Origin of the sequence: Streptomyces shenzhenensis, from assembly GCF_003688995.1 — a bacterium.
In the GTDB taxonomy this organism is placed as follows: domain Bacteria; phylum Actinomycetota; class Actinomycetes; order Streptomycetales; family Streptomycetaceae; genus Streptomyces; species Streptomyces shenzhenensis_A.
On the sequence record NZ_PENI01000015.1, the window covers coordinates 160,174 to 178,555 of the forward strand.

The following is an 18,382-nucleotide window of genomic DNA, read 5'->3' on the forward strand; positions in this document are numbered from 1 at the left end:
ATCAGAAGGGGGGTTCGTTCACTGCGCTGCCCCATTGGCCTGCGGCGGTCTGGCCGTTGGCCCACGGGTCGCCCTGCGGGGTTCCGTACGGCTGCTGTGCGCCCTGCTGGCCGTATCCCTGGCTCTGTGCCTGGCCGTAGCCCTGCTGGCGGTTCTGGGCGCCGTTCTGCTTGGTGACGGCGGCGGTGGCGCGCAGCAGGGACACGGCGACTTCGTCGGCCTGGATCTCGTACGACGACCGCTTGTTGCCCTCGCGGTCTTCGTACTGGCGCTGCTGGAGTCGGCCGACAACGATTACGCGGTCGCCGCGGCGGATGGATTCGGCGACGTGCTCGGCCTGCTGGCGCCACACGGCCACGCTGAGGAACAGCGGGTCGCCGTCCTTCCATTCGTTGGTCTGGCGGTCGAGGGTGCGGGGGGTGTTGGCCATGCGGAAGTTCGCGACGGCGGCGCCGGACGGGGTGAACTTCAGCTCGGGGTCGGCAACGACGTTGCCGGAAAAGGTGATGACGGTTTCGCCTGCCATTACGCGGCGGTCCTCTCGGTGTGGGTGGTGGTGGTCGGGGTGGTCCGTCGGCCACGGGTGCGGGCGCAGACACGGCACTTGCGCATGCCGTTGGGGTGCGATGCGGGGTAGCTGATGTGGACGACCGCGGGGTCGGTGAGGTCGTGGCCGTTCACGCACGTAGTGCGGCGGGCGTTGACGGCCGACGGGCCGGTCGAGCGCAGGACGTTGGTCCGGTGGTCGACGGGTTCGAGGTGGTCGTCGGCGACGCACCGGCGGACGCTGCACAGGTGGTCGAGTTCAAGGCCGACGTCTATCGGGCCGCGCTTGTGCTCGTAGCCGTAGCGGTGGGCGGAGACGTGGCGGCCGTCAACCCAGAAGCGGCCGTAGCCGTCGCGGTCGAGGCTGGTCTCGGGCCAGAGCAGGCAGGGCGTCGAAAGGCCGGCGGGGATGGGCCCGGTGGTCGTCTTGGCGGCGAAGCGCTCGGCTGGGCTGGGCCGTTCCATCGGGATGTGCCTCCGGGCGGGATGTAGGACGCAGCTTGCGGAAGATTCACGCGCAAGCGGTTGCAATCCACTCGTGCGTGAAACGTAGCACAGGGGGGGCACCCTGGGTTTTTGACGGTGTGCCCCTCCGTGGCGCTACGCGGTGGGGCTGAGGGTCCATCCTTCGGCGAGTAGTTCGGCCTCGATGCGGGCGACGACTTCCTCGGCCTGCTCGACCTGGTCGCGCTGGGCGTCCTCGATGGCGGCCCGTACAACGGCGATGGCGGCCGGGGTCATCGCTGGGCCCCGGTGATGTGCCGGGCGCGCTGCCGGTGTTCGGGCCGGACAATCGTCGGCGGGCTCATCAAGGCGCGGGCGTGCTGGCGGGCTTCTGCGGCGAGGCGGCGTCGGCGGGCGTCGGCCTCGGCCTGCTCGCGGGCGGCCTGCTCCGCGGCGCGGCGCTCGCCCTCGGCGCGGGCGTCCATCCATGCGAGCCACGTCCGGTGACGGTCCTCGGTGTCCGGCCGGTATCCGGCCGGGGTCGGCGGGTGGCCGGCGGCGGCGAGCTGCTGCTCGGCGGCGCGCTCGGCGAGCAGGGCGGCGCCGTCGACCTCGCGCACCGTGCGCCACCGGTCCCAACCTTCGTGCTCCTGGAAGATCACGTATGCGCCCTTGTCGGCAAGCTCGACCACCTTCCGGCGGGCGCGCTTCTTGTCCGACGTCCGGATCACGACCGGGGCGTCGGGCCGGTGGTCCCAACTGGCCTCGACACGCCACGACGTGACGTTCTTCGTCCGATCGGTGGGCACGGCCTTACGGCGGTGGGTGCGGGCCTGCTTCGGGGTCGGGCTCATGCGTGTGCCTCCTGGCGGTTGCGGCGGGCGAGGTACGCCGCGGTGGCGTCCTCGACGCGGCACGGGTGCGGCTTGCTGCTTGCGCGGTAACGGGTTTGCTGGTTGCGGGGGTTGATGGCGCGGCGACGGCACGGCTCGCCCTCCGGGGCGTTGCACCACGTGCAAGCGACGGTGAGCGGGTCGGGGGCGTCCTCGCGGGCCAGGCGCTCCCGCTCGGCGCGCTGCGGCCGGTACCGGGCGAGGGCCTGGGCGACGGTGGGCGGCATGTACTCGCCGAGTGCGGCGAGGCGGCGCTCGACCTCGGCGGCGGCCGGGCCCGCGGTGAGAGCGCGGTGCGTGGTCGGGGCCCGCTGGCCGGACGCGACGGCGAGTCGTTCGCGGCGCAGGGCAGCGACGTAGGCGTTCCCCGTGTCGTCGTCGGGGTCGATTTCCGGGTGTGCGGTCGGCTCGAACGTGCCCACGTGCCGGGACATGGTGTTGGCCTTGTGGGCGTGCCACGGGCGGGACACGTCCGACGGCTGGATGCGGTACGGGCTGCGGGCGATGTGGTCGCGGGCGGTGCGGGCGGCGTCCCACCCGTGGGCGGTCGCCGGTACGTCGCTGAGCAGGTCGCACCACTGGGCGAGGCGGTCGGCGGCGGCGGCCTGGTCGTCGAGGGCGAGCCGGGGGTCGAGCTTGACGACGTAGGCGAGCAGGGCGGCGACTTCGCGGGGGGTCACTGCTGGGCCTCCATGGCGGCGAGGGCCTGGGCGAGGTAGTCGGCGGACTGGGCGACGCGGCCGGATCCGGTGGTGCCGGGGAACGGGACGACGTTCGAGCCGCGGGCGGGAGCGGCCGGGGCGGCGGCCGGGACGGTGCCGGGCGGTGGGGCGGGCGGTAGGGCCTGCCACGCCCGCAGGAAGTACCGGGCGTGGGCGACGCCGTTCCGGGCCCGCTGGGCGGCCTGTACGGCGGCGGTGGCGAGCATGTCGGCGCCGCATTTCTTGATCAGCGCGTCGACGGTGAACCACTCAGCGGGGGTGAGAGTCCACGCGGGGTATATCCGGGCGGCACTGATCTGGTCGACGAGGGGGCGGGCGAAGTCGGGGATCACGGCGACGTCGTCACGGGCGCGCCTACTCTCTCCTTCATTCATTCGTTCAAATGCTTTAAAGGAAGCCCGCGCGCGCGTAACACGCTCTTCGGGGTGCTCGTGCCACAGCGCTAGGGGACCGGATTCCGGCCCGGTAGAGGGGCCGAGATTCGGCCCCTTAGCGGCTAGGGGGCCGAAATCCGGCCCCTGGGTTTCCGGGGCCTGCTCTAGGGGGCCGGATTTCGGCCCGGTAGGGCTTAGGGGGCCGAGATTCGGCCCGGTAGAGGGGCCGGATTCCGGCCCGGTAGCGTCGGCAGTGCGGGCGTACCCGACGGCTCCGGGGATGACGTACTTCGTTGCGCGGCTGCCTTTGGCGGGCTCCTCCTCGACCAGTTCGCCACTGGCGAGGGCAGCGTCGACGGCGGCCCGCGCGGTCGAGCGGCCGACGTTCAGGCGGCGCATGAACTCGGCCGTACCCATGCGCGCGGTGGCGTCCGGGCCGGTCGCTGCATCGGCGACGGCGAGCAGGACCAGGCGGGCGTTCCCGCGCGATTTCGCGCGGGTCCACACCCAATCCATAGCGTCGAGGGTCACGGGGGTCGCTCCTGTCGTGCTGGGGCCCGGGGCGAGAGCGGGGCCTCGCCCCGGGTGGCCGGTTGCTTGTAGTACGTCGTCGGCCGATTTCTGTTACACGTGGCGGCGGTGGGTGCGGGCGGGCTGGTGGTCGTCGCACTTCCAGCCGCACGGGTAGAACCGGGCGGGCCGGGCGTGGCACCGGGGGTTGCCGTGCTCGCAGGACGGCGGCGGCTTGTCGTCGCTCACCAGGGGGCGGCCGTCGCGGCGGTGTGCTCGGCGCGGCCGTGGGCGAGCATGTCGTCGCCGAGCGGCTGCCCGGCCTTGGTGAGCGTGGCGAGCAGGTCGGCCGGGGTCGGGTCGTCTCCGGCGTCGGCGGCGGCAACGTGGCAGGCGACGGCGAGCCGGGTGTCGGTGTGGGCGTCCTCGGCGGCGAGCAGGCGGCGGGAGACGGCGAGCAGGGCGCGGGCCAGGCTCAGCGCAGTAGCGCGCGGCGGGATGTCGTTGCTGCGGAGCGTCTTGCGGGCGAGGGCGGCGGCGTTGGTGACGTCGGCGAACGTCGCCGGGGTGATGCCTCGGGTGTAGTCGTCGAGGTCGTACCGGTCGCGCGGGTGGATCTGGTCCATGGGGATGTCTCCGGTGTGCGGGCCCGCCCCGTGGGAGGGGCGGGCCGTAGAACGGGGGTCAGGCGGCGGGGGCGTCCGCGGCCGGGGCCTCAATCGCGAGGGGCGTGTCGAGGTCGAGGCGCTGCTCGGCGAGGGCTTCGGCGACCAGCTCGCGGCCGTTGAGCGGCTGCCGTTTGCTGGCGCGGCTGAAGGTCCACCGGTAGTAGCGGGACCTGACGGGCTGGATCCGCACGCCGGGTACGTCGTGGATCACTCCGGACATGGGGTCGGCGTACTGCGGAGCGCCGGCCGCGTCGACGGCGGCGAGCACCAGGTCGCGGAACACCGAGTCGATGACGACTTCGGTCCGGGCCGGAATGATCCGGAAGTCGAAGTGCTCGGCGAAGTTGTCACGCACCCACGCCTCGAACGCCTCACGGTCGGTCACCTTGGCTTCGGCCGTGCCGCCGACGCGGGTCACGGTGGCGAACTGGGTGTCGTCGTCGAGGGCGACGTCGGACTTCGTGGACTTCACGGCCTTGTACTGCTGGTCAAGCAGGCGAGCGGCCTCGCGATTGACGTCCTCGAACAGCTCGTTGGCGGCGTCGAGGCGGGCCTGCATCGCCTGTCGGCGGCGCAGGACGGCGGCGAGGTACCCGGGGTCGACGGGCTCGGGCTTCTTCTCGACGTCGCTCACCGGGCACCCCCGGCGTTTTCGATCTTCGAACGGAACTGGTCGAGCTGCTGCGCGGTGGCCTGCTCGATGGGCAGGCCGTAGACGCGCTCGAAATCGGCGTCGAGAGTGGCGAGGTTCGCGCGGGACGCGGCGAGGCGGAGGGCGTTTTCGGCGTCGGCAGCCTCCTGGCTCTTGACTTGCTGGACCTGCTGCGACTGCCTGGGCGCCTGCTCGGCGGCGGCGCGCTTCTGCGCGGCGACCTGGTCGAGGCGGGCGAGGTAGTCGGCGGGGGCGCCGGCCTGCTCGGCGGCGGCGCGCACCTTGGCGAACTCCTCGGGACCGCGGGCACGGTGCGCCTCGGTGAGGTAGTCGCGCTGCTGGCCGGCCTGCTGCTGCCCCTGCTGCGGCGGCTGCTCCCACGGTCCGGGCTCGGCCCGGTTGCTGCGGCGCGGCTGCTGCTGGCGGCGCTGCCGGTTACGCCGGTACTCGGCGCGGTGCTCGGCCGGCGGCTCCGGGGCGTCGCGGTCGCTGTCGTCAATCGACCGGGCGTCCACCGGAATCATGAACACCTGAAACAACATGTACTTGAGGGCGGCGCTCATGGCCTTGTTGGTGCTCTTGTCGGCGGTGTCCATGGCCTCACCCGGCACGGTCACGAGCAGGCAGTCACCGGCGGGCCCGTAGATGCGGTACAGCATCTTGAGCACGGTGTGCGTGCCCTTGTCGCCGCGGGGGCGCTGCTTGTGCTCGACCAGCTCGGGCGCGATGAAACAGCCGTGGTTGCGCATGGGGCCCGCCATGGCGGACATAGCGTCGTCGACTCCGCGGAACTGGTAGTTCTGCTGAGTGTTGCGCTGCCCCTTCGCGACGGGCATCACGTCGCGCATGACGCCGTGAATCACCTGGAAGACGCGCGGGAGGTCGGTCGGTGCGCCCGCGGGCGCGGGCTCGTATGCCGTCTTGATGAGCGGGGCGTCATCGATGACGGGCGCGACGGGTGCCGGGGCGGGGGCCGGGTGCAGGGAGGTGACGGTCACGGGTGGTGCGTTCCTTCCGGGCTGGTGCGGTGGCGTACATGGGAGGCGGCGCGGGTGATGCGGCCGGCAAGGGTGATCGCGTCGTCAGGGCTGTACTGCGGATCGGGCTGCTCGGGCAGTTCTTCGAGCAGGGCCTCGCGGGAGCCGTCGGCCTCGGCGGCCCGCATGGCGCGGTCAAGGTCGCTGGCGTCCTCGCTGCACACGGCGTGGTCGTGAGCGAGGACCGAGGCGGCATGCCGGGCGAGCAGACGGCCGACGGTGTCGGGGTCCTCGGCATAGGCGACGGCGAGGTCGTCGAGCAGGGGGTCGGTGTGGAACGCGAGGGGGATGCGGACGGCGCGGCCGTCGACGGTGACCTGAGGGCGGATCACCGGTCGGCCCCCTCGGCGGCCAGGCCCAGCTCGGCGGGCATGGTCGGCTCGTCGACGGTGAGGCGGCCGGTGCGGGCGTCGTACAGACGCGGCCTGCTCCAGTCGGCCTGGGGGAACGCGCGCTGCAACAGGCCGTAGGCCGCGGCGTGCTGTTCGCGGTCGGCACCGATGGGGCCGGTCGCCGAGTCGAGGACGACCCACGTACGGGGGCGGCCGTCGCGGGTGACAGGGACGGTGCGCACGCGGACGGTGCCGGGAGCGATCTGGTCGAGCTGGGCGGCGACGACCCGCACGAACTCGGTCCGGGCGTTGACGGCCTGCTCGGCGGCGCGACGGCCCTTGATGGCCTGGGCCGTGCGGGGGATCCGGGTAGGCTGATAGCTGTTCATGGCTGGTGCCTTTCGGTACTGGTCGACAGGGGCCGTCCGGGGTGCATCCGGGCGGCCCTTTCGTGTGTTCAGGCGGCGGCGCGGTGGCCTCGGGCGCGGGTGGCGCGGTCGGCGCGGATGCGCCGCTCCAACTCGGCGAGCGACGGGCCGCCGGGCTGGTAGCAGGCGCGGGCAGCGTCTGCGGAGGTGAGCTGGTCCATGGCGTCAAGGCCGTGGCGCCACGTGCGGGCGGCGGCCGTGATGGCGGCGGCGCGGTCGCGGGCGGCGGCGAGGGACCTGGCGGTCATGCGTCAGCCGGGAAGAGGGCCGCCGGGGTGACTCCGTAGGCGCGCTCGATGGCGGCGAGGGCGGGGCCGGCGGGGATGCTGCGACCGCTCGTCCAGCGGATGACCGTCGCGTAGGGGGTGTGGAGGCGGCGGGAGATGGCCGCGACGCTGTTGTCGCCCTTGGCTGCGGCGGCCGTCCGCAAGGGCACGGGGGTGAAGGACACGGAAAATACACCTCGTTCAGTCACTCGTGAGTGAGTATCGCTCACGAGTGAAACTTAGCATGTTTCACTCGTGCATGAAACGTATGAACGAATGCAGTGTTCGAATCCCTTGGCCGAAACAGTGAGGTGAGAGCTACCGCTTGTGATTGAGTAGTAGAGAATCGCTCAGACGTTCGATAGTCTGCGGCGTAGATGCCCCAAGCGACGAACGGGGAGTGACGTATGAACGCGCTTAAAAGTTGTGCGCACTACACCAAGAATCTCGCACGCGCGATACATTGCGCGTATGACCAACGGCTCGCAACCGGAACCACCACTCGACGCACCCTTCGCCGACTGGCTCAGATGGGCTCTCATCCGGCACGGATACGACCCCGAAGAACGAGGCGTGCAACGACGCTTCGCTGACGCGTCCGGCCTCCCTGTCGCAACCGTCTCGCGACTCCTACGCAACGCCAGCCAGCCAGACGTCAGTACGTGTTACGCCCTCGGCGTGACGTTCGGCGTCCCCGTGCTACCGCTACTCGTCCGGGCAGGCCACCTCCCGGCCCAAGTGCTCGACAAAGAGCCCTCACCGACCGAGCGGCCCGCTCCCGCAACCCAACAGCAAGCCCTTGCGGCTCTCGGCATCACCGACCCTGCCGACCAAGCCGCAGTGCTGTCCATGATCAACGCCCTCAAGGCCAAAGACCGTCGGGAGGGCGCCAACTAGGAAAGGCCGCACCAGTGACCCCCAGGACCGACGTCTACCTCACCGCCGCTTTCGCCGTGCTCATCCTCGTTATCGGCCTGACCACGCTGATAACTGGAGTGCTCACGACAAGCGAGGTAGGCCCCGTCATCGCCACCGGCACTACCCTCACCACCGCCGGAGCCCTGGCAACCCTGGTCACCGGATACCGCGCCGCACGGCACTACATCACCTACAAAACCGACCGAGCCGCCGTTGCCGCCCTGGCCAACGCGATCGTCACCCATGATGCCGCCGTGACCAAGCAAGAACCGCCGGACGCCAAAGTCCTACACCTCGGCGGATCCCACACCCGGCGCCTGACCTAGGAGTCCGCCACGTGACAACAGCGCTACACCAGCCGAAGGGCTCACGCAGCATGACCAAGCGTGAGCCCTTCGTGGCGTACATCCGAGTCTCCACCTACTACGAAGAGAAGATCAGCCCCGAAATCCAGCGAAGCGCGATCAAGGCATGGGCCGACCGCAATAACGCCAACATCGTTGAGTGGATCAACGACCTCGACGTGTCCGGACGCAAGACGCGCCGCAAGATCTCTAACGCGCTCAAGATGATCGAGGGACGCACCGCGCGCGGCATCGCCGTATGGCGGTACAGCCGCTTCGGCCGCTCCCGCCACGGCAACGCCATCAACCTCGCCCGGCTCGAAGCGCTCGGCGGCCGACTTGCCTCCGCCACCGAGGCCGCCGACACGAGAACAGCGTTCGGCCGCCTACAGATGGGCATGGCGTTCAAGTTCGCCGAGTACGAGAGCGACCGTATCGGCGAGCAATGGGGCGAAACGCGTGAGCACCGCCGAACCGCCGGCCTGCCCGCCACGGGCGGAAAGCGCTGGGGCTACATCTGGCACCAACGCCACCTCGACGACGCCGAGAGCGTCATTCACCGTGAGTGGTACGAGCCCAACGACACCGGTCTGATCGTCACCAACCTGTACGAGCGCATCGCCGAAGGCGAATCCATGGGATCCGTCACCCAGTGGCTCGGCAAGAACGGTCACATCGGCACCCGCGGCAAACCATGGTTGCAATCCGGCCTCAGCCGCTACATGGACAGCGGATTCGCCGCCGGATGGATCCGCTACCACCCGGACGACTGTGACTGCCCGCCCAAGGACCCAGACTCAACCGCCAGCCGCGGCGCGCTGTGCCCCAACCGCATCTGGATTCCCGGCGCCCACGAACCGATCGTGCCCGAGGACGTATGGGAGGCGTACAAGGAGAAGCGCGCGAAAGCACGCAACACCCCGAGCGGCAACAGGAAACCCGCCTACGCCCTTTCCGGCCTCATGCGCTGCGCACGCTGCGGCGGCACTGCATCCGCGGCCGGCGGCGCCACCTACGGTGCCGGAAAGGTACTCATCCCCAAACCGGGCTACATGTTCCGGTGCAGCAAGATGAAAGACAACCGGACATGCGACGGGGTGTACATCCTCCGCAGCATCGCCGAGGACGCCGTGTTGCAGCGACTCGTCGACTGGTCAGAAGCGATCGAGGCCGAGGCCGCCTCCATCCCCCAGCAATCCAACCCGGACAGCTCCACACCGCGCCAGCGCATCAACGCTGCCCGCGAGCGACTGCGCGCCCGACTCGCAGAGATACAGCAGCAGCTCGACCGCCAGACCGATCTACTCACCCGCGGTGTAATCCCCGAAGACTCCTACACGCGCGAGCGCGACCGGCTGACGCAGGAGCAGACGGGGACCACAGCCGAACTCGCCGAGCTGGACAAGCGCACCGAGGAGCAAGAGGCCAAGCCAGCCGACTACCAGCCGATCATCCGCGGCCTTATCGACCGGTGGGAGATCACGCCGGTGGAGACGCGCCGGGAACTACTCAGGTCGGTTCTGCGTGGGGTGTGGGCGTACCCGAAGTCGACCGCGCCGGACGGCACCGAGGTGCCGGCGTACGCCGTTCCGGTGGCCATCTGGGAGGACGAGCCACGGCCGATCGGGCCCCGCGCCAACGCATAACGGCAGGTCAGTGAACGAGCGTCCTTCCCTCTCCTAGTTGAAGAGGTTGGCCAGGCTTTCGTTGCTCACGACATCTCCCTTTCGAAGGGTGTCCGTTGTGTCCCAGGCCACAGCTCATCAGACCCAGGGGGCCGATGACAAGGGGCGACCTGAAATTGGTTTAGACCTCTGTGCAGGGCGCGGCTACTTCTACCCACGGACGCCGACCGCCCCGAGTTCACCCCCAAGGCACCGAGTGCCAGGGCACCGAGGGATGCGGACGATTCGGCCACGACGGCACGGGGCCCCGCGGCGAAGGGCCCCGCGGACACCACGCGAACCCGGCACTGCCCCCCTCCCCGGCCCGTCGCGTCGCCGCACCAGAGGCCCTGGGCCCCTCGAAGCCCTGATCTCCGTGGCGCGGGCCCTTTAACCTTGGACGCTGGCTCCGTGATGCCAGGCTTCGACGCCCTGATGCCAGGCTTCAAAGCCCGAGTCGTTGAGCTTCGGGACCCCGAAGCCGCGGTCCCGAAGGAGCGTCCCCGGAGCGGCGGTCCCGGGCCGCGCGGCTCCGAGCCCCACAGGCCCAGGCTTCATAAGCCCTGCGTGCCTGAGCTTCGTGGCGCGCCGGGCTCCGAGGCCCCTGGGCCCTGAAGTTCTGAGCCTCTGAGCTCCACGGTCCAGGCGCCCGTGAGCCCCGAGTCTCGAAAGCCTCCGGGCCCGGGGACACCTGGGCCCCGAAGCCCTGAGCCCCATGGCCCTCGGGCCCCGGTGTGCGGCCGCCGCCCGCGGTCGCACACCGGGGTCTCCCCGCCGCGCTTCGGTCCGCCCCGCTCACGCGAGGCTCGGCAGCTCCTCCGTCCCCGGCACGTGCTGGAACACGTCGTTCCCGCCCGCTCCGCCGAGCAGATACGCCTGTGCCTCGCCCACGTGGAAGTACATCCCGTGCAGCTCCAGCGAACCGTTCGCCCGTGCCCGCGCCACCGAGTCATGGGCGTGCAGGTGCTCCAACTGCTGGACCACATTGGTCAGGCAGAGCTGCTCCGCCGCGTCCGCGGCCGGCCGCCCGGCCAGCCGTGCCCAGGGGCGGCTGTCGTCGGCCATCCGCTCCAGACTCGGCTGCCCGTGCCGCAGCCAGCGGCCGAGCGGCGTCTGCCCGTCCCCGGGGGCGGAGTTGAGGAGGGCTTGCATGGCCCCGCACCCGGAGTGCCCGCACACCGTGATGGACCGCACCTTCAGCACGTCCACCGCGTACTCGATCGCGGCCGCCACCGAGTCGTCGCCCTTCTCCTCGCCCGGAAGCGGCACCAGGTTGCCGACATTACGGACGACGAAGAGGTCACCGGGACCACTGGAAGTGATCATCGACGTGACGAGTCGGGAGTCGGCGCAGGTGAGGAAGAGCTGGGACGGCCGCTGCCCCTCCCGCGCCAGCCGCGCCAGCTCATCCCGCACCAGGGGCGCGGTGTTGCGCTGGAACGCGCTGATCCCTCGGGCCAGTTCATGCCCACCCAAGCTGTCGGTAGCGTTCGTGCCGGTGCTGGAGCGAGCGTCGGGGTTGGCCCCGGCCCCGGCCCCAGCCCCGGTCCTGGTGCCGGGGCCGGAGTGGGTGCCTTGGTCCGAGCCCGACGCCGAGCCCGTGCCGGGGCCGAGGGCTGGGCTCGTGCCGGGGCCGGAGGCGGCGTGGACCGGGCCGGTGCTGGGACCGGAGTCCGAGCCGGTGTCGACGCCGGCGCCGCCTCCGCCACCGACGCCGCCTTGTGCGCCGGTCTCGCCGTTCGGCAGCCCGGTCCCGTCAGGCGTCCGGTGTCCGGATGCACCGTCGCCCGACGCGCCGCCCCGAAGGCCCTGGCCGCCGGACGGCATGACGCACTGGTGGTTGCGCCACGGTGTCCAGGGCCGGCAGTGGCATTCGGCGGAGGCCGTCCGCTCGCTGGTCCGGAGCCCGGTACGGCAGCCGGTCAGCTCGGTGGTGCCGCCCTGCGCGGTGTGCGAGGTCCGCCAGTCCTGCAGTGACTCGTACGCCGCGTGGTCCATGAACGAACCGTCCAACTCCACGACGGCGTGGGCGCCTTGGGGTGCGAGATGCAGGGCCCGGCTGAGCCGGGGGACCGCCAGGAACGTCAACTGTCCGCGTACATGTACGTAATGGACTCCCCCTTTCTCTTCGTGCGTGATACGGGTGCGGGTGAGGCGGTGCATGGCGACGGCGACGGCCACGGCGACCCCGAGCGCCACTCCCTCCAGGACACCCAGGAACACCACGCCGAGTGTGGTGACGGCGTACACCAGCACTTCTCTGTGGCGGGTCACCGTGCGGATGTGGTGCAGCGACACCATCTGGATGCCGACGGCCATCACCAGGGCGGCGAGCGAGGCGAGCGGGATGAGGTCCAGGACCGGAACCATCAGCAGCGCGGCGACTACTACGAAAACGCCGTGCAGCATCGTGGAGTTCCGGCTCACGGCACCGGATTGCACATTCGCCGAACTCCGCACCGCCACGCCCGCGACCGGCAGCCCGCCGAGGGCCCCGGAGGCGATGTTGGCCGCACCCTGTCCGAGCAGCTCCCGGTCCAGGTCGGAGCGGCCGACGCGGGGCTCGGGCGCGGGCCGGGCGGCGACCATCTTGTCCACGGCGACCGCGCCCAGCAATGACTGCACGCTGCACACCAGCGTGGTGGTGAAGACGGCGGCGGCCAGGCCGAGCACCGGTCCGTCGGGCAGCCCGGCGAGGGCATGGCTGCCCCAGGACGGCAGGTCGACCTTGGGCAGGATGAGCCCGGCGAGCGATGCGGTGACGGTGGCCCCGGTGACGGCCACGAGGGCGGCCGGGATCCTGCGCAGCAGCCGGCCGGGCCGGCCGGGCAGCCGCGGCCAGGCCAGGAGCACGATCAGGGTCAGCGCGCTCATCGACACCGCGGCGGGGTGCAGGCCGATCAACTGGGCGGGCAGCGCGAGGATGTTGTCGATGACCTCGCTCTGCGGGGTGCCGCCCAGCACGACGTGCAGCTGGGAGATGGCGATGGTGACGCCGATGCCGGCGAGCATGCCGTGCACCACGGCAGGGCTGACGGCGAGGGCGGTGCGGGCCACCCGCAGGCAGCCCAGGCCCAGTTGGGCGAGGCCGGCGAGGACGGTGATGGCGCAGGTGGTACGCCATCCGTAGCGGTGGATCAGATCGGCGGTGACGACCGTGAGCCCGGCGGCGGGGCCGCTGACCTGGAGCGGGCTGCCGCCCAGCCGTCCGGCCACGAGTCCGCCGACAGCGGCGGCGACCAGGCCGGCCTGGAGCGGCGCACCGGTGGCGAGGGCGATGCCGAGAGAGAGGGGGAGGGCGATCAGGAAGACCGCGATCGACGCGGACAGATCGGCGCCCGCGATGCGGAACCGGCGGTGCGGGGCGGGAGGCGGGCTGTGTGGCTGGGGCAGGTGATGGGGTCGGGTGTGGACGCAGGCTGACATGCTTCCCGTCTCCTCCGGGGCAGCGCGGTCGCGGAATGGGGGTTCCCGTAGACGAACGGGGCGGGCGCGGCCGTGGGTCACGGCGTGCAGTGGCGGGATGAATCAACACTCAGTAAATGAATCGTAATTCCAAGTAAAGGTCATGCATACATTTTCTACGCAAATGGTGCATGAATTCACCTATTAAGGTGAATTCAATGATTTATCAGCTTGTCTTATTAATTCCTTCTCGGTCCCATGCGACCTTGACGTCGCTGTCGGCACACCCCGGCACGTCGCCGCAAAACGCCTGATCAGCGTTTGCCTGAGAGAAGGAAGAAGGTGGGCGGAACATGGCCGCCAACCAGAGGATCGCCGTGGGCGCCATGGTCGCCGCGGCGTGTGCCGCGTCGCTCGCCGGTTGCGCGACCGGCTCCAGTGGTTCCAAGGAGGGGGCGCCCGGCCCGGTGAAGGGAGCGCCGGCGCCGAACAGTGTGCTCCGTCTGATCGGCGACGGATCCACCGCTTATACCGGGGCGCAGCCCCACCTGCCCAAGCCCGAGCGGCTCAAGTCCGGCGAGAAGCCACCGCAGTTCGTGGTGTTCTCCTGGGACGGCGCGGGCGAGGACAGCCAGAAGCTGTTCTCCCACTTCCGCAAGGTCGCCAAGGCCAACAACGCCACCATGACCTACTTCCTCAGCGGCGTGTACATGCTGCCGGAGGGCAAGCGTGACCTCTACCATCCCCCGCAGCACTCGCCGGGCCGTTCCGACATCGGCTTCAACGACGAGAAGGGGATCGCCGACACCGTCCAGCAACTGCGTCTGGCCTGGCTGGAGGGCAACGAGATCGGCACTCACTTCAACGGGCACTTCTGCGGCCCCGACGGCGGGGCCGGCGAGTGGTCGGTGGGGGACTGGAAGAACGAGATCGCCCAGGCCAAGAAGTTCGTGAAGAACTGGAAGACGAACAGCGGCCTGACGAACTCCCCGCCGCTGCCCTTCGACTACGACAAGGAGCTGATCGGCGCCCGCACTCCCTGCCTGGAGGGTCAGAAGAACTTCATGAAGGCGGCCCGCGAAATGGGCTTCCGTTATGACACCAGCGGCGTCAACAACCAGGTCTGGCCCAAGAAGAAGGAAGGGCTGTGGGACCTGTCGATGCAGCTCGTGCCGTTCCCCGGACACACCAACGAGCAACTGACCATGGACTACAACTTCATGGTCAGCCAGTCAGGCACCTCGACCCAGGGTGACCCCGACAAGCACGGCTACTGGGGCGACCAGATGCGGGACGGGCTGCTGAAGGGCTTCTCCCGGGCCTACGACGGCAACCGTGCCCCCCTGGTCATCGGCAACCACTTCGAGTCCTGGAACGGCGGTACCTATATGCGGGCCGTCGACGAGGTCGTCGAGCGGGTGTGCAACAAGCCCGACGTGCGCTGTGTGTCCTTCCGGCAGCTCGCCGACTGGCTGGACGCCCAGGACCCGCAGACTCTGGCGAAGCTGCGCACCCTGGAGGTGGGCGAGGCGCCCAAGCAGGGCTGGGCCTCCTTCCTCTCGGCCCGCCCGGCCCCGGCCCCGAAGGGGGTGCCCGGGGGGCCGGCGGTCAAGCAGTAGCCGTCAGGCGGGAGCGGCGACACTCTCGCCCAGCACGTACCCGGGGTCGACCTGCGCCGCCAGGTCGGCCCCGGTGCGCTCGTTGCCCCATGCCTCGGCGTTCTTCAGATGGAAGTGCACCATCTGTCGTGTGTAGCGCTCCCAGTCCCGCATCTCGTACGTCGCGTCGGCGGCGACCCGGAGCTTGCGCAGGGCCCGGCGGTTGACGTCCTCCAGGAGTTCGAACCGCGGCGGCCTGCCCTTCTCCATCGCGCGCACCCAGTCCGAGTGCCCGACGGTCACGAGCAGGTCGTCCCCGACCTCCGCGCGCAGGAAGTCGAGGTCCTCCTGGCCCTGCACCTTGTTGCCCACGACCTGCAGGACGATGCCGAAGTCCCGGGCGTACTCCTTGTACTGGCGGTAGACGGAGACCCCCTTCCGGGTCGGCTCGGCGACGAGGAACGTGATGTCGAAGCGGGTGAACATGCCGGAGGCGAAGGAGTCCGAGCCCGCCGTCATGTCGACCACGACGTACTCGTCGCGGCCGTCGACGAGGTGGTTGAGGAGCAGCTCCACCGCTCCGGTCTTGGAGTGGTAGCAGGCGACCCCCAGGTCGGCGTCCGTGAAGGGCCCGGTGACCATCAAACGGACGGCGCCGCCGTCGAGTTCCACCGGTCGAGCGCAGGCGTCGTACACCGGATTCGGCTCCCGCACCCGGACCAGCCGCGAGCCCTCGCCGGGCGGGGTCGTCTTGATCATCGTCTCGGCGGAGGCGATGCGCGGGTTCGCGCCGCGCAGGTGGTTCTTGATCAGTGGCAGCTGCTCGCCCATCGCGGGCAGCGCGGCCGCTTCCGCCTCGCCGAGGCCGAGGGCCGCGCCGAGGTGCTGGTTGATGTCGGCGTCGATGGCGAGGACCGGCGCGCCCGTGGCCACGAGATGGCGGACGAAGAGGGAGGAGAGCGTGGTCTTGCCGCTGCCGCCCTTCCCGACGAAAGCAATTTTCATGTTCACGAAGCGTAGTCGGGCGATAGCTGTCCGTGGCGATCTGTGAGAAGAAGACCACTCCTTCGTGGGGCGGGCGCGCGGGGTGCGTAGTGTCGTACTCATGAGTACGACAGGCGCGACCACCGATCCGCTCGCGGCCCTGGGTTCGCTGCCCGGTGTGGCCGAGTCCGTGGAGTCCGTGCGCAAGGCCGTGGACCGGGTCTACGGGCACCGGATCATGCGGCGCCGCAGCAACGAGATCACCTCGGAGGCGGCACTGCGCGGCGCGCGGGGCTCCGCGGCGCTGTCCGGTGCGGACTGGGCCCTGGAGGAGGTGCGGCGGCGCACCGACTTCGGTGCCGATGACGACGCGCGCGTGCTCGGCGCCGCCCTCAGGCTGACCGCGGAGGCAGGCCAACTGCTGTCCGTCTGGCGGCAGTCGCCCCTGCGGGTGCTGGCCCGGCTGCACCTGGTGGCCGCCGCGAGCGGCACGGACGCGGTGGGCCGGCCGCGCCAGAGCGGCGAGCCGGTCGAGGAGCCGCTGATCGAGCTGCCGCTGCCCGGCGCGGACGAGGTGTCCGGCCGGCTGGAAGGGCTCGCGGAGCTGATCCTCGCGGGGAGCGCCGCGCCCGCCCTGGTGACGGCGGCCGTCGTGCACGGCGAGCTGCTCGCGCTGCGCCCCTTCGCCTCCCACAACGGCCTCGTCGCGCGCGCGGCCGGGCGGATCGTCCTGGTCGGCAGCGGCCTGGACCCCAAGTCGGTCTGCCCCGCCGAGGTGGGGCATGCGGAATTGGGACGCGCGGCCTATCTGGCGGCCCTCGGCGGCTATGTCTCGGGCACCCCGGAGGGCATGGCCGCCTGGATCGCCCACTGCGGCAGGGCGATCGAGCTGGGGGTGCGCGAGTCGACGGCGGTGTGTGAGGCGCTGCAGCGTGGCGCGGCCTGAGAGCAGGGCTGCGGCGGTACGAGGGCTCGTACCGCCGCTGGCATGCTCACCGGGTTACCAGGCGTCCTCGATGTATTGCCCATCAGGCCGGGAACTTCGCCCGTCACCTGGTGTGGCTGGCCCGTATTCGACGGGTCGACGTCGCGTGGGTGCTCGGTGTCCATGCTCGGTCCGTGGGGCCGAATGCGTCTGAAAAGGTGATCCTCTCGGATGTCCTTTGGTCTCGCGGGCCTTGAATCCTTTGTACTGCAAGCCCGGAGCAAGCGGAACCCTCGGGTAAAGTTCTTTACTTTTAGGTTCAAATGCCTATCAACCGGGCGGTGGTGCGCGGATCAGGCGACGGAGCTGCGCCGCCGGGACGCGTACCAGACCAGGCCTGCGGTGGCGGCCGCCGCGCCTATCGCGGCGGCCGCCACCAGGACCGGACGCGGCGGTGCCGACAGCGAGGGCAGCCGCTGCTTGAGCCGGACCGGTCGGTGGAAGTCCAGAATCGGCCACCCGCGCGCGAGTGCCTCGCGGCGCAGCGCCCGGTCCGGGTTCACGGCGTGCGGATGCCCGACGGCCCGGAGCATCGGCAGGTCGGTCGCCGAGTCGCTGTAGGCGTAGCAGCGGTCGAGGTCGTACCCCTCGGACTCGGCCAGTTCCTTGACCGCTTCGGCCTTGGTGGGGCCGTACGCGTAGTACTCCACCTCACCGGTGAAGCAGCCGTCGTCGCCCACGACCATGCGGGTGGCCACCACCCGGTCGGCGCCGAGCAGTTCGCCGATCGGCTCGACCACCTCAGCGCCCGACGTGGACACGATCACGACGTCACGCCCGGCCGTGTGATGCTCCTCGATGAGGGAGGCGGCTTCGTCGTAGATGATCGGGTCGATCAGGTCGTGCAGGGTCTCGGCGACGATCTCTTTGACCTGCTGGACGTTCCAGCCGCGGCACAGGGTGGACAGGTACTCGCGCATGCGCTCCATCTGGTCGTGGTCCATGCCACCGACCAGGAAGACGAACTGCGCGTACGCGGTACGCAGCGCGGCCCTGCGGTTGATCAGTCCGCCTTGGTAGAACGACTTGCTGAAGGTGAGCGTGCTCGACTTCGCAATGACCGTCTTGTCCAGGTCAAAGAAGGCCGCTGTGCGGGGCAAGGAGTGGTTTTCCACGCCCCTGAGCATAGGCGCCCACCATTCGGCGTAAGGTGGGGCGTGTGGGTTTGCCTGAGAGGGCTCTCGGGTACACCATGGAAGTCACGGATCGTTCGCGACCGTGCTAACCCGGTCCGGCTCCTCCCCCCCCGAGTCGGCCGTGGGGACGACCCCCGCTCTCCCCCCCGGCGGGGGTCGTCGCATGTCCGGATGGGTTTTCCGCTTCTCCGGGCGGTCTCGGGGCCATGGCGGGGCGGCGTGAGCCGCCCTTTTTGTATGCCTGCGATCTGTTACTGAGGGTAGTCGCGAGAGTGCGCTGCGGCAGTCGTACGGCCACTCGTACGCGGCTCACCGGTATGGGTGACGGCGATATTCACAACTGCCGAGTTGTCCACAGTTTTCGACCAAGATCCACATGATTTCCGGGATCGCTGCACCGTGATTCCCACGCGCTCCGCTCGCCGCGAGTTCACGGCCGGTTCCGTTTGTCGGCGCGCGTTTGGCCGGTTCGTATC

Annotated in this window: 21 protein-coding genes; 5 read left to right on the forward strand and 16 right to left on the reverse strand. The window is 70.3% G+C overall.

What is annotated here, in order from left to right:
• Nucleotide 1 precedes the first annotated feature (1 nt).
• From CTZ28_RS23595 to CTZ28_RS23655, 13 genes are all read right to left on the reverse strand, one after another.
• Entirely contained in the window at nt 2–526 is a 525-nt protein-coding gene (locus CTZ28_RS23595) for a single-stranded DNA-binding protein (RefSeq protein ID WP_121891671.1), read from the reverse strand.
• On the reverse strand, nt 526–1,011 hold the full coding sequence (locus CTZ28_RS23600) for an HNH endonuclease (protein WP_121891672.1): 486 nt from the start codon (nt 1,009–1,011) through the stop codon (nt 526–528). The genes CTZ28_RS23595 and CTZ28_RS23600 overlap by 1 nt, the downstream gene beginning before the upstream one ends.
• Nucleotides 1,012–1,146: 135 nt before the next feature.
• The gene (locus tag CTZ28_RS47155) at nt 1,147–1,287 is read right to left on the reverse strand and encodes a hypothetical protein (RefSeq protein ID WP_183154542.1); all 141 of its coding nucleotides are present in this window, start codon (nt 1,285–1,287) and stop codon (nt 1,147–1,149) included.
• Complete coding sequence (locus tag CTZ28_RS23605; RefSeq protein WP_121891673.1) at nt 1,284–1,844, reverse strand: hypothetical protein; 561 nt, start codon at nt 1,842–1,844, stop codon at nt 1,284–1,286. The genes CTZ28_RS47155 and CTZ28_RS23605 overlap by 4 nt, the downstream gene beginning before the upstream one ends.
• Nucleotides 1,841–2,563: a zinc finger domain-containing protein gene (locus tag CTZ28_RS23610; RefSeq protein ID WP_121891674.1), complete on the reverse strand. Its 723-nt coding sequence runs from the start codon at nt 2,561–2,563 to the stop codon at nt 1,841–1,843. Before CTZ28_RS23610 ends, CTZ28_RS23605 begins: the two co-directional genes overlap by 4 nt.
• Nucleotides 2,560–2,979, reverse strand: coding sequence for a hypothetical protein (locus CTZ28_RS48550; RefSeq protein WP_259471762.1), 420 nt, complete (start codon nt 2,977–2,979; stop codon nt 2,560–2,562). The genes CTZ28_RS23610 and CTZ28_RS48550 overlap by 4 nt, the downstream gene beginning before the upstream one ends.
• A 755-nt stretch (nt 2,980–3,734) precedes the next feature.
• Complete coding sequence (locus CTZ28_RS23625) at nt 3,735–4,115, reverse strand: hypothetical protein (protein WP_121891676.1); 381 nt, start codon at nt 4,113–4,115, stop codon at nt 3,735–3,737.
• A 58-nt stretch (nt 4,116–4,173) separates the two neighbouring features.
• A complete protein-coding gene (locus CTZ28_RS23630) occupies nt 4,174–4,791 on the reverse strand; it encodes a hypothetical protein (protein WP_121891677.1) in 618 nt (205 codons plus the stop codon).
• Complete coding sequence (locus CTZ28_RS23635; RefSeq protein ID WP_121891678.1) at nt 4,788–5,807, reverse strand: ERF family protein; 1,020 nt, start codon at nt 5,805–5,807, stop codon at nt 4,788–4,790. The genes CTZ28_RS23630 and CTZ28_RS23635 overlap by 4 nt, the downstream gene beginning before the upstream one ends.
• Nucleotides 5,804–6,178: a hypothetical protein gene (locus tag CTZ28_RS23640; protein WP_121891679.1), complete on the reverse strand. Its 375-nt coding sequence runs from the start codon at nt 6,176–6,178 to the stop codon at nt 5,804–5,806. The genes CTZ28_RS23635 and CTZ28_RS23640 overlap by 4 nt, the downstream gene beginning before the upstream one ends.
• Nucleotides 6,175–6,567: a hypothetical protein gene (locus CTZ28_RS23645; RefSeq protein ID WP_259471763.1), complete on the reverse strand. Its 393-nt coding sequence runs from the start codon at nt 6,565–6,567 to the stop codon at nt 6,175–6,177. Before CTZ28_RS23645 ends, CTZ28_RS23640 begins: the two co-directional genes overlap by 4 nt.
• A 68-nt stretch (nt 6,568–6,635) precedes the next feature.
• Entirely contained in the window at nt 6,636–6,854 is a 219-nt protein-coding gene (locus CTZ28_RS23650; protein WP_121891680.1) for a hypothetical protein, read from the reverse strand.
• Nucleotides 6,851–7,057, reverse strand: coding sequence for a helix-turn-helix domain-containing protein (locus CTZ28_RS23655; protein ID WP_183154543.1), 207 nt, complete (start codon nt 7,055–7,057; stop codon nt 6,851–6,853). Before CTZ28_RS23655 ends, CTZ28_RS23650 begins: the two co-directional genes overlap by 4 nt.
• A gap of 286 nt (nt 7,058–7,343) precedes the next feature.
• Between CTZ28_RS23655 and CTZ28_RS23660 the strand changes: the two genes are divergently transcribed.
• From CTZ28_RS23660 to CTZ28_RS23670, 3 genes are read left to right on the forward strand one after another with little or no spacing between them, the layout of a single operon-like run.
• On the forward strand, nt 7,344–7,769 hold the full coding sequence (locus tag CTZ28_RS23660) for a helix-turn-helix domain-containing protein (RefSeq protein WP_121891682.1): 426 nt from the start codon (nt 7,344–7,346) through the stop codon (nt 7,767–7,769).
• A 14-nt stretch (nt 7,770–7,783) separates the two neighbouring features.
• On the forward strand, nt 7,784–8,116 hold the full coding sequence (locus CTZ28_RS23665; protein ID WP_121891683.1) for a hypothetical protein: 333 nt from the start codon (nt 7,784–7,786) through the stop codon (nt 8,114–8,116).
• A gap of 50 nt (nt 8,117–8,166) precedes the next feature.
• Nucleotides 8,167–9,780: a recombinase family protein gene (locus CTZ28_RS23670; RefSeq protein WP_121891684.1), complete on the forward strand. Its 1,614-nt coding sequence runs from the start codon at nt 8,167–8,169 to the stop codon at nt 9,778–9,780.
• 813 nt (nt 9,781–10,593) lie between these two features.
• Here CTZ28_RS23670 and CTZ28_RS23675 read toward each other — a convergent pair.
• On the reverse strand, nt 10,594–13,224 hold the full coding sequence (locus CTZ28_RS23675) for a SulP family inorganic anion transporter (protein WP_121891685.1): 2,631 nt from the start codon (nt 13,222–13,224) through the stop codon (nt 10,594–10,596).
• A gap of 332 nt (nt 13,225–13,556) precedes the next feature.
• Between CTZ28_RS23675 and CTZ28_RS23680 the strand changes: the two genes are divergently transcribed.
• Nucleotides 13,557–14,822 carry a polysaccharide deacetylase family protein gene (locus CTZ28_RS23680; RefSeq protein ID WP_121891686.1) on the forward strand — a complete coding sequence of 422 codons (1,266 nt, stop codon included), beginning with the start codon at nt 13,557–13,559 and terminating at the stop codon, nt 14,820–14,822.
• Nucleotides 14,823–14,825: 3 nt separating this feature from the next.
• Here CTZ28_RS23680 and CTZ28_RS23685 read toward each other — a convergent pair whose 3' ends face one another.
• A complete protein-coding gene (locus CTZ28_RS23685; protein WP_121891687.1) occupies nt 14,826–15,806 on the reverse strand; it encodes an ATP-binding protein in 981 nt (326 codons plus the stop codon).
• Nucleotides 15,807–15,906: 100 nt separating this feature from the next.
• Between CTZ28_RS23685 and CTZ28_RS23690 the strand changes: the two genes are divergently transcribed.
• Complete coding sequence (locus tag CTZ28_RS23690) at nt 15,907–16,731, forward strand: Fic family protein (protein ID WP_121891688.1); 825 nt, start codon at nt 15,907–15,909, stop codon at nt 16,729–16,731.
• Between the two features lie 332 nt (nt 16,732–17,063).
• On the opposite strand, the gene CTZ28_RS23695 is transcribed toward CTZ28_RS23690, so the two are convergent.
• Nucleotides 17,064–17,897, reverse strand: coding sequence for an HAD family hydrolase (locus CTZ28_RS23695; RefSeq protein ID WP_121891689.1), 834 nt, complete (start codon nt 17,895–17,897; stop codon nt 17,064–17,066).
• Between the last annotated feature and the right edge of the window lie 485 nt (nt 17,898–18,382).

Bases quoted from the DNA above. Each gene is read 5' to 3' on its own strand.
- CTZ28_RS23595 (WP_121891671.1), bottom strand. From the start codon at position 526: ATGGCAGGCGAAACCGTCATCACCTTTTCCGGCAACGTCGTTGCCGAC.
- CTZ28_RS23600 (WP_121891672.1), bottom strand. From the start codon at position 1,011: ATGGAACGGCCCAGCCCAGCCGAGCGCTTCGCCGCCAAGACGACCACC.
- CTZ28_RS47155 (WP_183154542.1), bottom strand. From the start codon at position 1,287: ATGACCCCGGCCGCCATCGCCGTTGTACGGGCCGCCATCGAGGACGCC.
- CTZ28_RS23605 (WP_121891673.1), bottom strand. From the start codon at position 1,844: ATGAGCCCGACCCCGAAGCAGGCCCGCACCCACCGCCGTAAGGCCGTG.
- CTZ28_RS48550 (WP_259471762.1), bottom strand. From the start codon at position 2,979: ATGAATGAAGGAGAGAGTAGGCGCGCCCGTGACGACGTCGCCGTGATC.
- CTZ28_RS23625 (WP_121891676.1), bottom strand. From the start codon at position 4,115: ATGGACCAGATCCACCCGCGCGACCGGTACGACCTCGACGACTACACC.
- CTZ28_RS23645 (WP_259471763.1), bottom strand. From the start codon at position 6,567: ATGAACAGCTATCAGCCTACCCGGATCCCCCGCACGGCCCAGGCCATC.
- CTZ28_RS23650 (WP_121891680.1), bottom strand. From the start codon at position 6,854: ATGACCGCCAGGTCCCTCGCCGCCGCCCGCGACCGCGCCGCCGCCATC.
- CTZ28_RS23660 (WP_121891682.1), top strand. From the start codon at position 7,344: ATGACCAACGGCTCGCAACCGGAACCACCACTCGACGCACCCTTCGCC.
- CTZ28_RS23670 (WP_121891684.1), top strand. From the start codon at position 8,167: ATGACCAAGCGTGAGCCCTTCGTGGCGTACATCCGAGTCTCCACCTAC.
- CTZ28_RS23675 (WP_121891685.1), bottom strand. From the start codon at position 13,224: ATGTCAGCCTGCGTCCACACCCGACCCCATCACCTGCCCCAGCCACAC.
- CTZ28_RS23680 (WP_121891686.1), top strand. From the start codon at position 13,557: ATGGCCGCCAACCAGAGGATCGCCGTGGGCGCCATGGTCGCCGCGGCG.
- CTZ28_RS23685 (WP_121891687.1), bottom strand. From the start codon at position 15,806: ATGAAAATTGCTTTCGTCGGGAAGGGCGGCAGCGGCAAGACCACGCTC.
- CTZ28_RS23690 (WP_121891688.1), top strand. From the start codon at position 15,907: ATGAGTACGACAGGCGCGACCACCGATCCGCTCGCGGCCCTGGGTTCG.
- CTZ28_RS23695 (WP_121891689.1), bottom strand. From the start codon at position 17,897: ATGCTCAGGGGCGTGGAAAACCACTCCTTGCCCCGCACAGCGGCCTTC.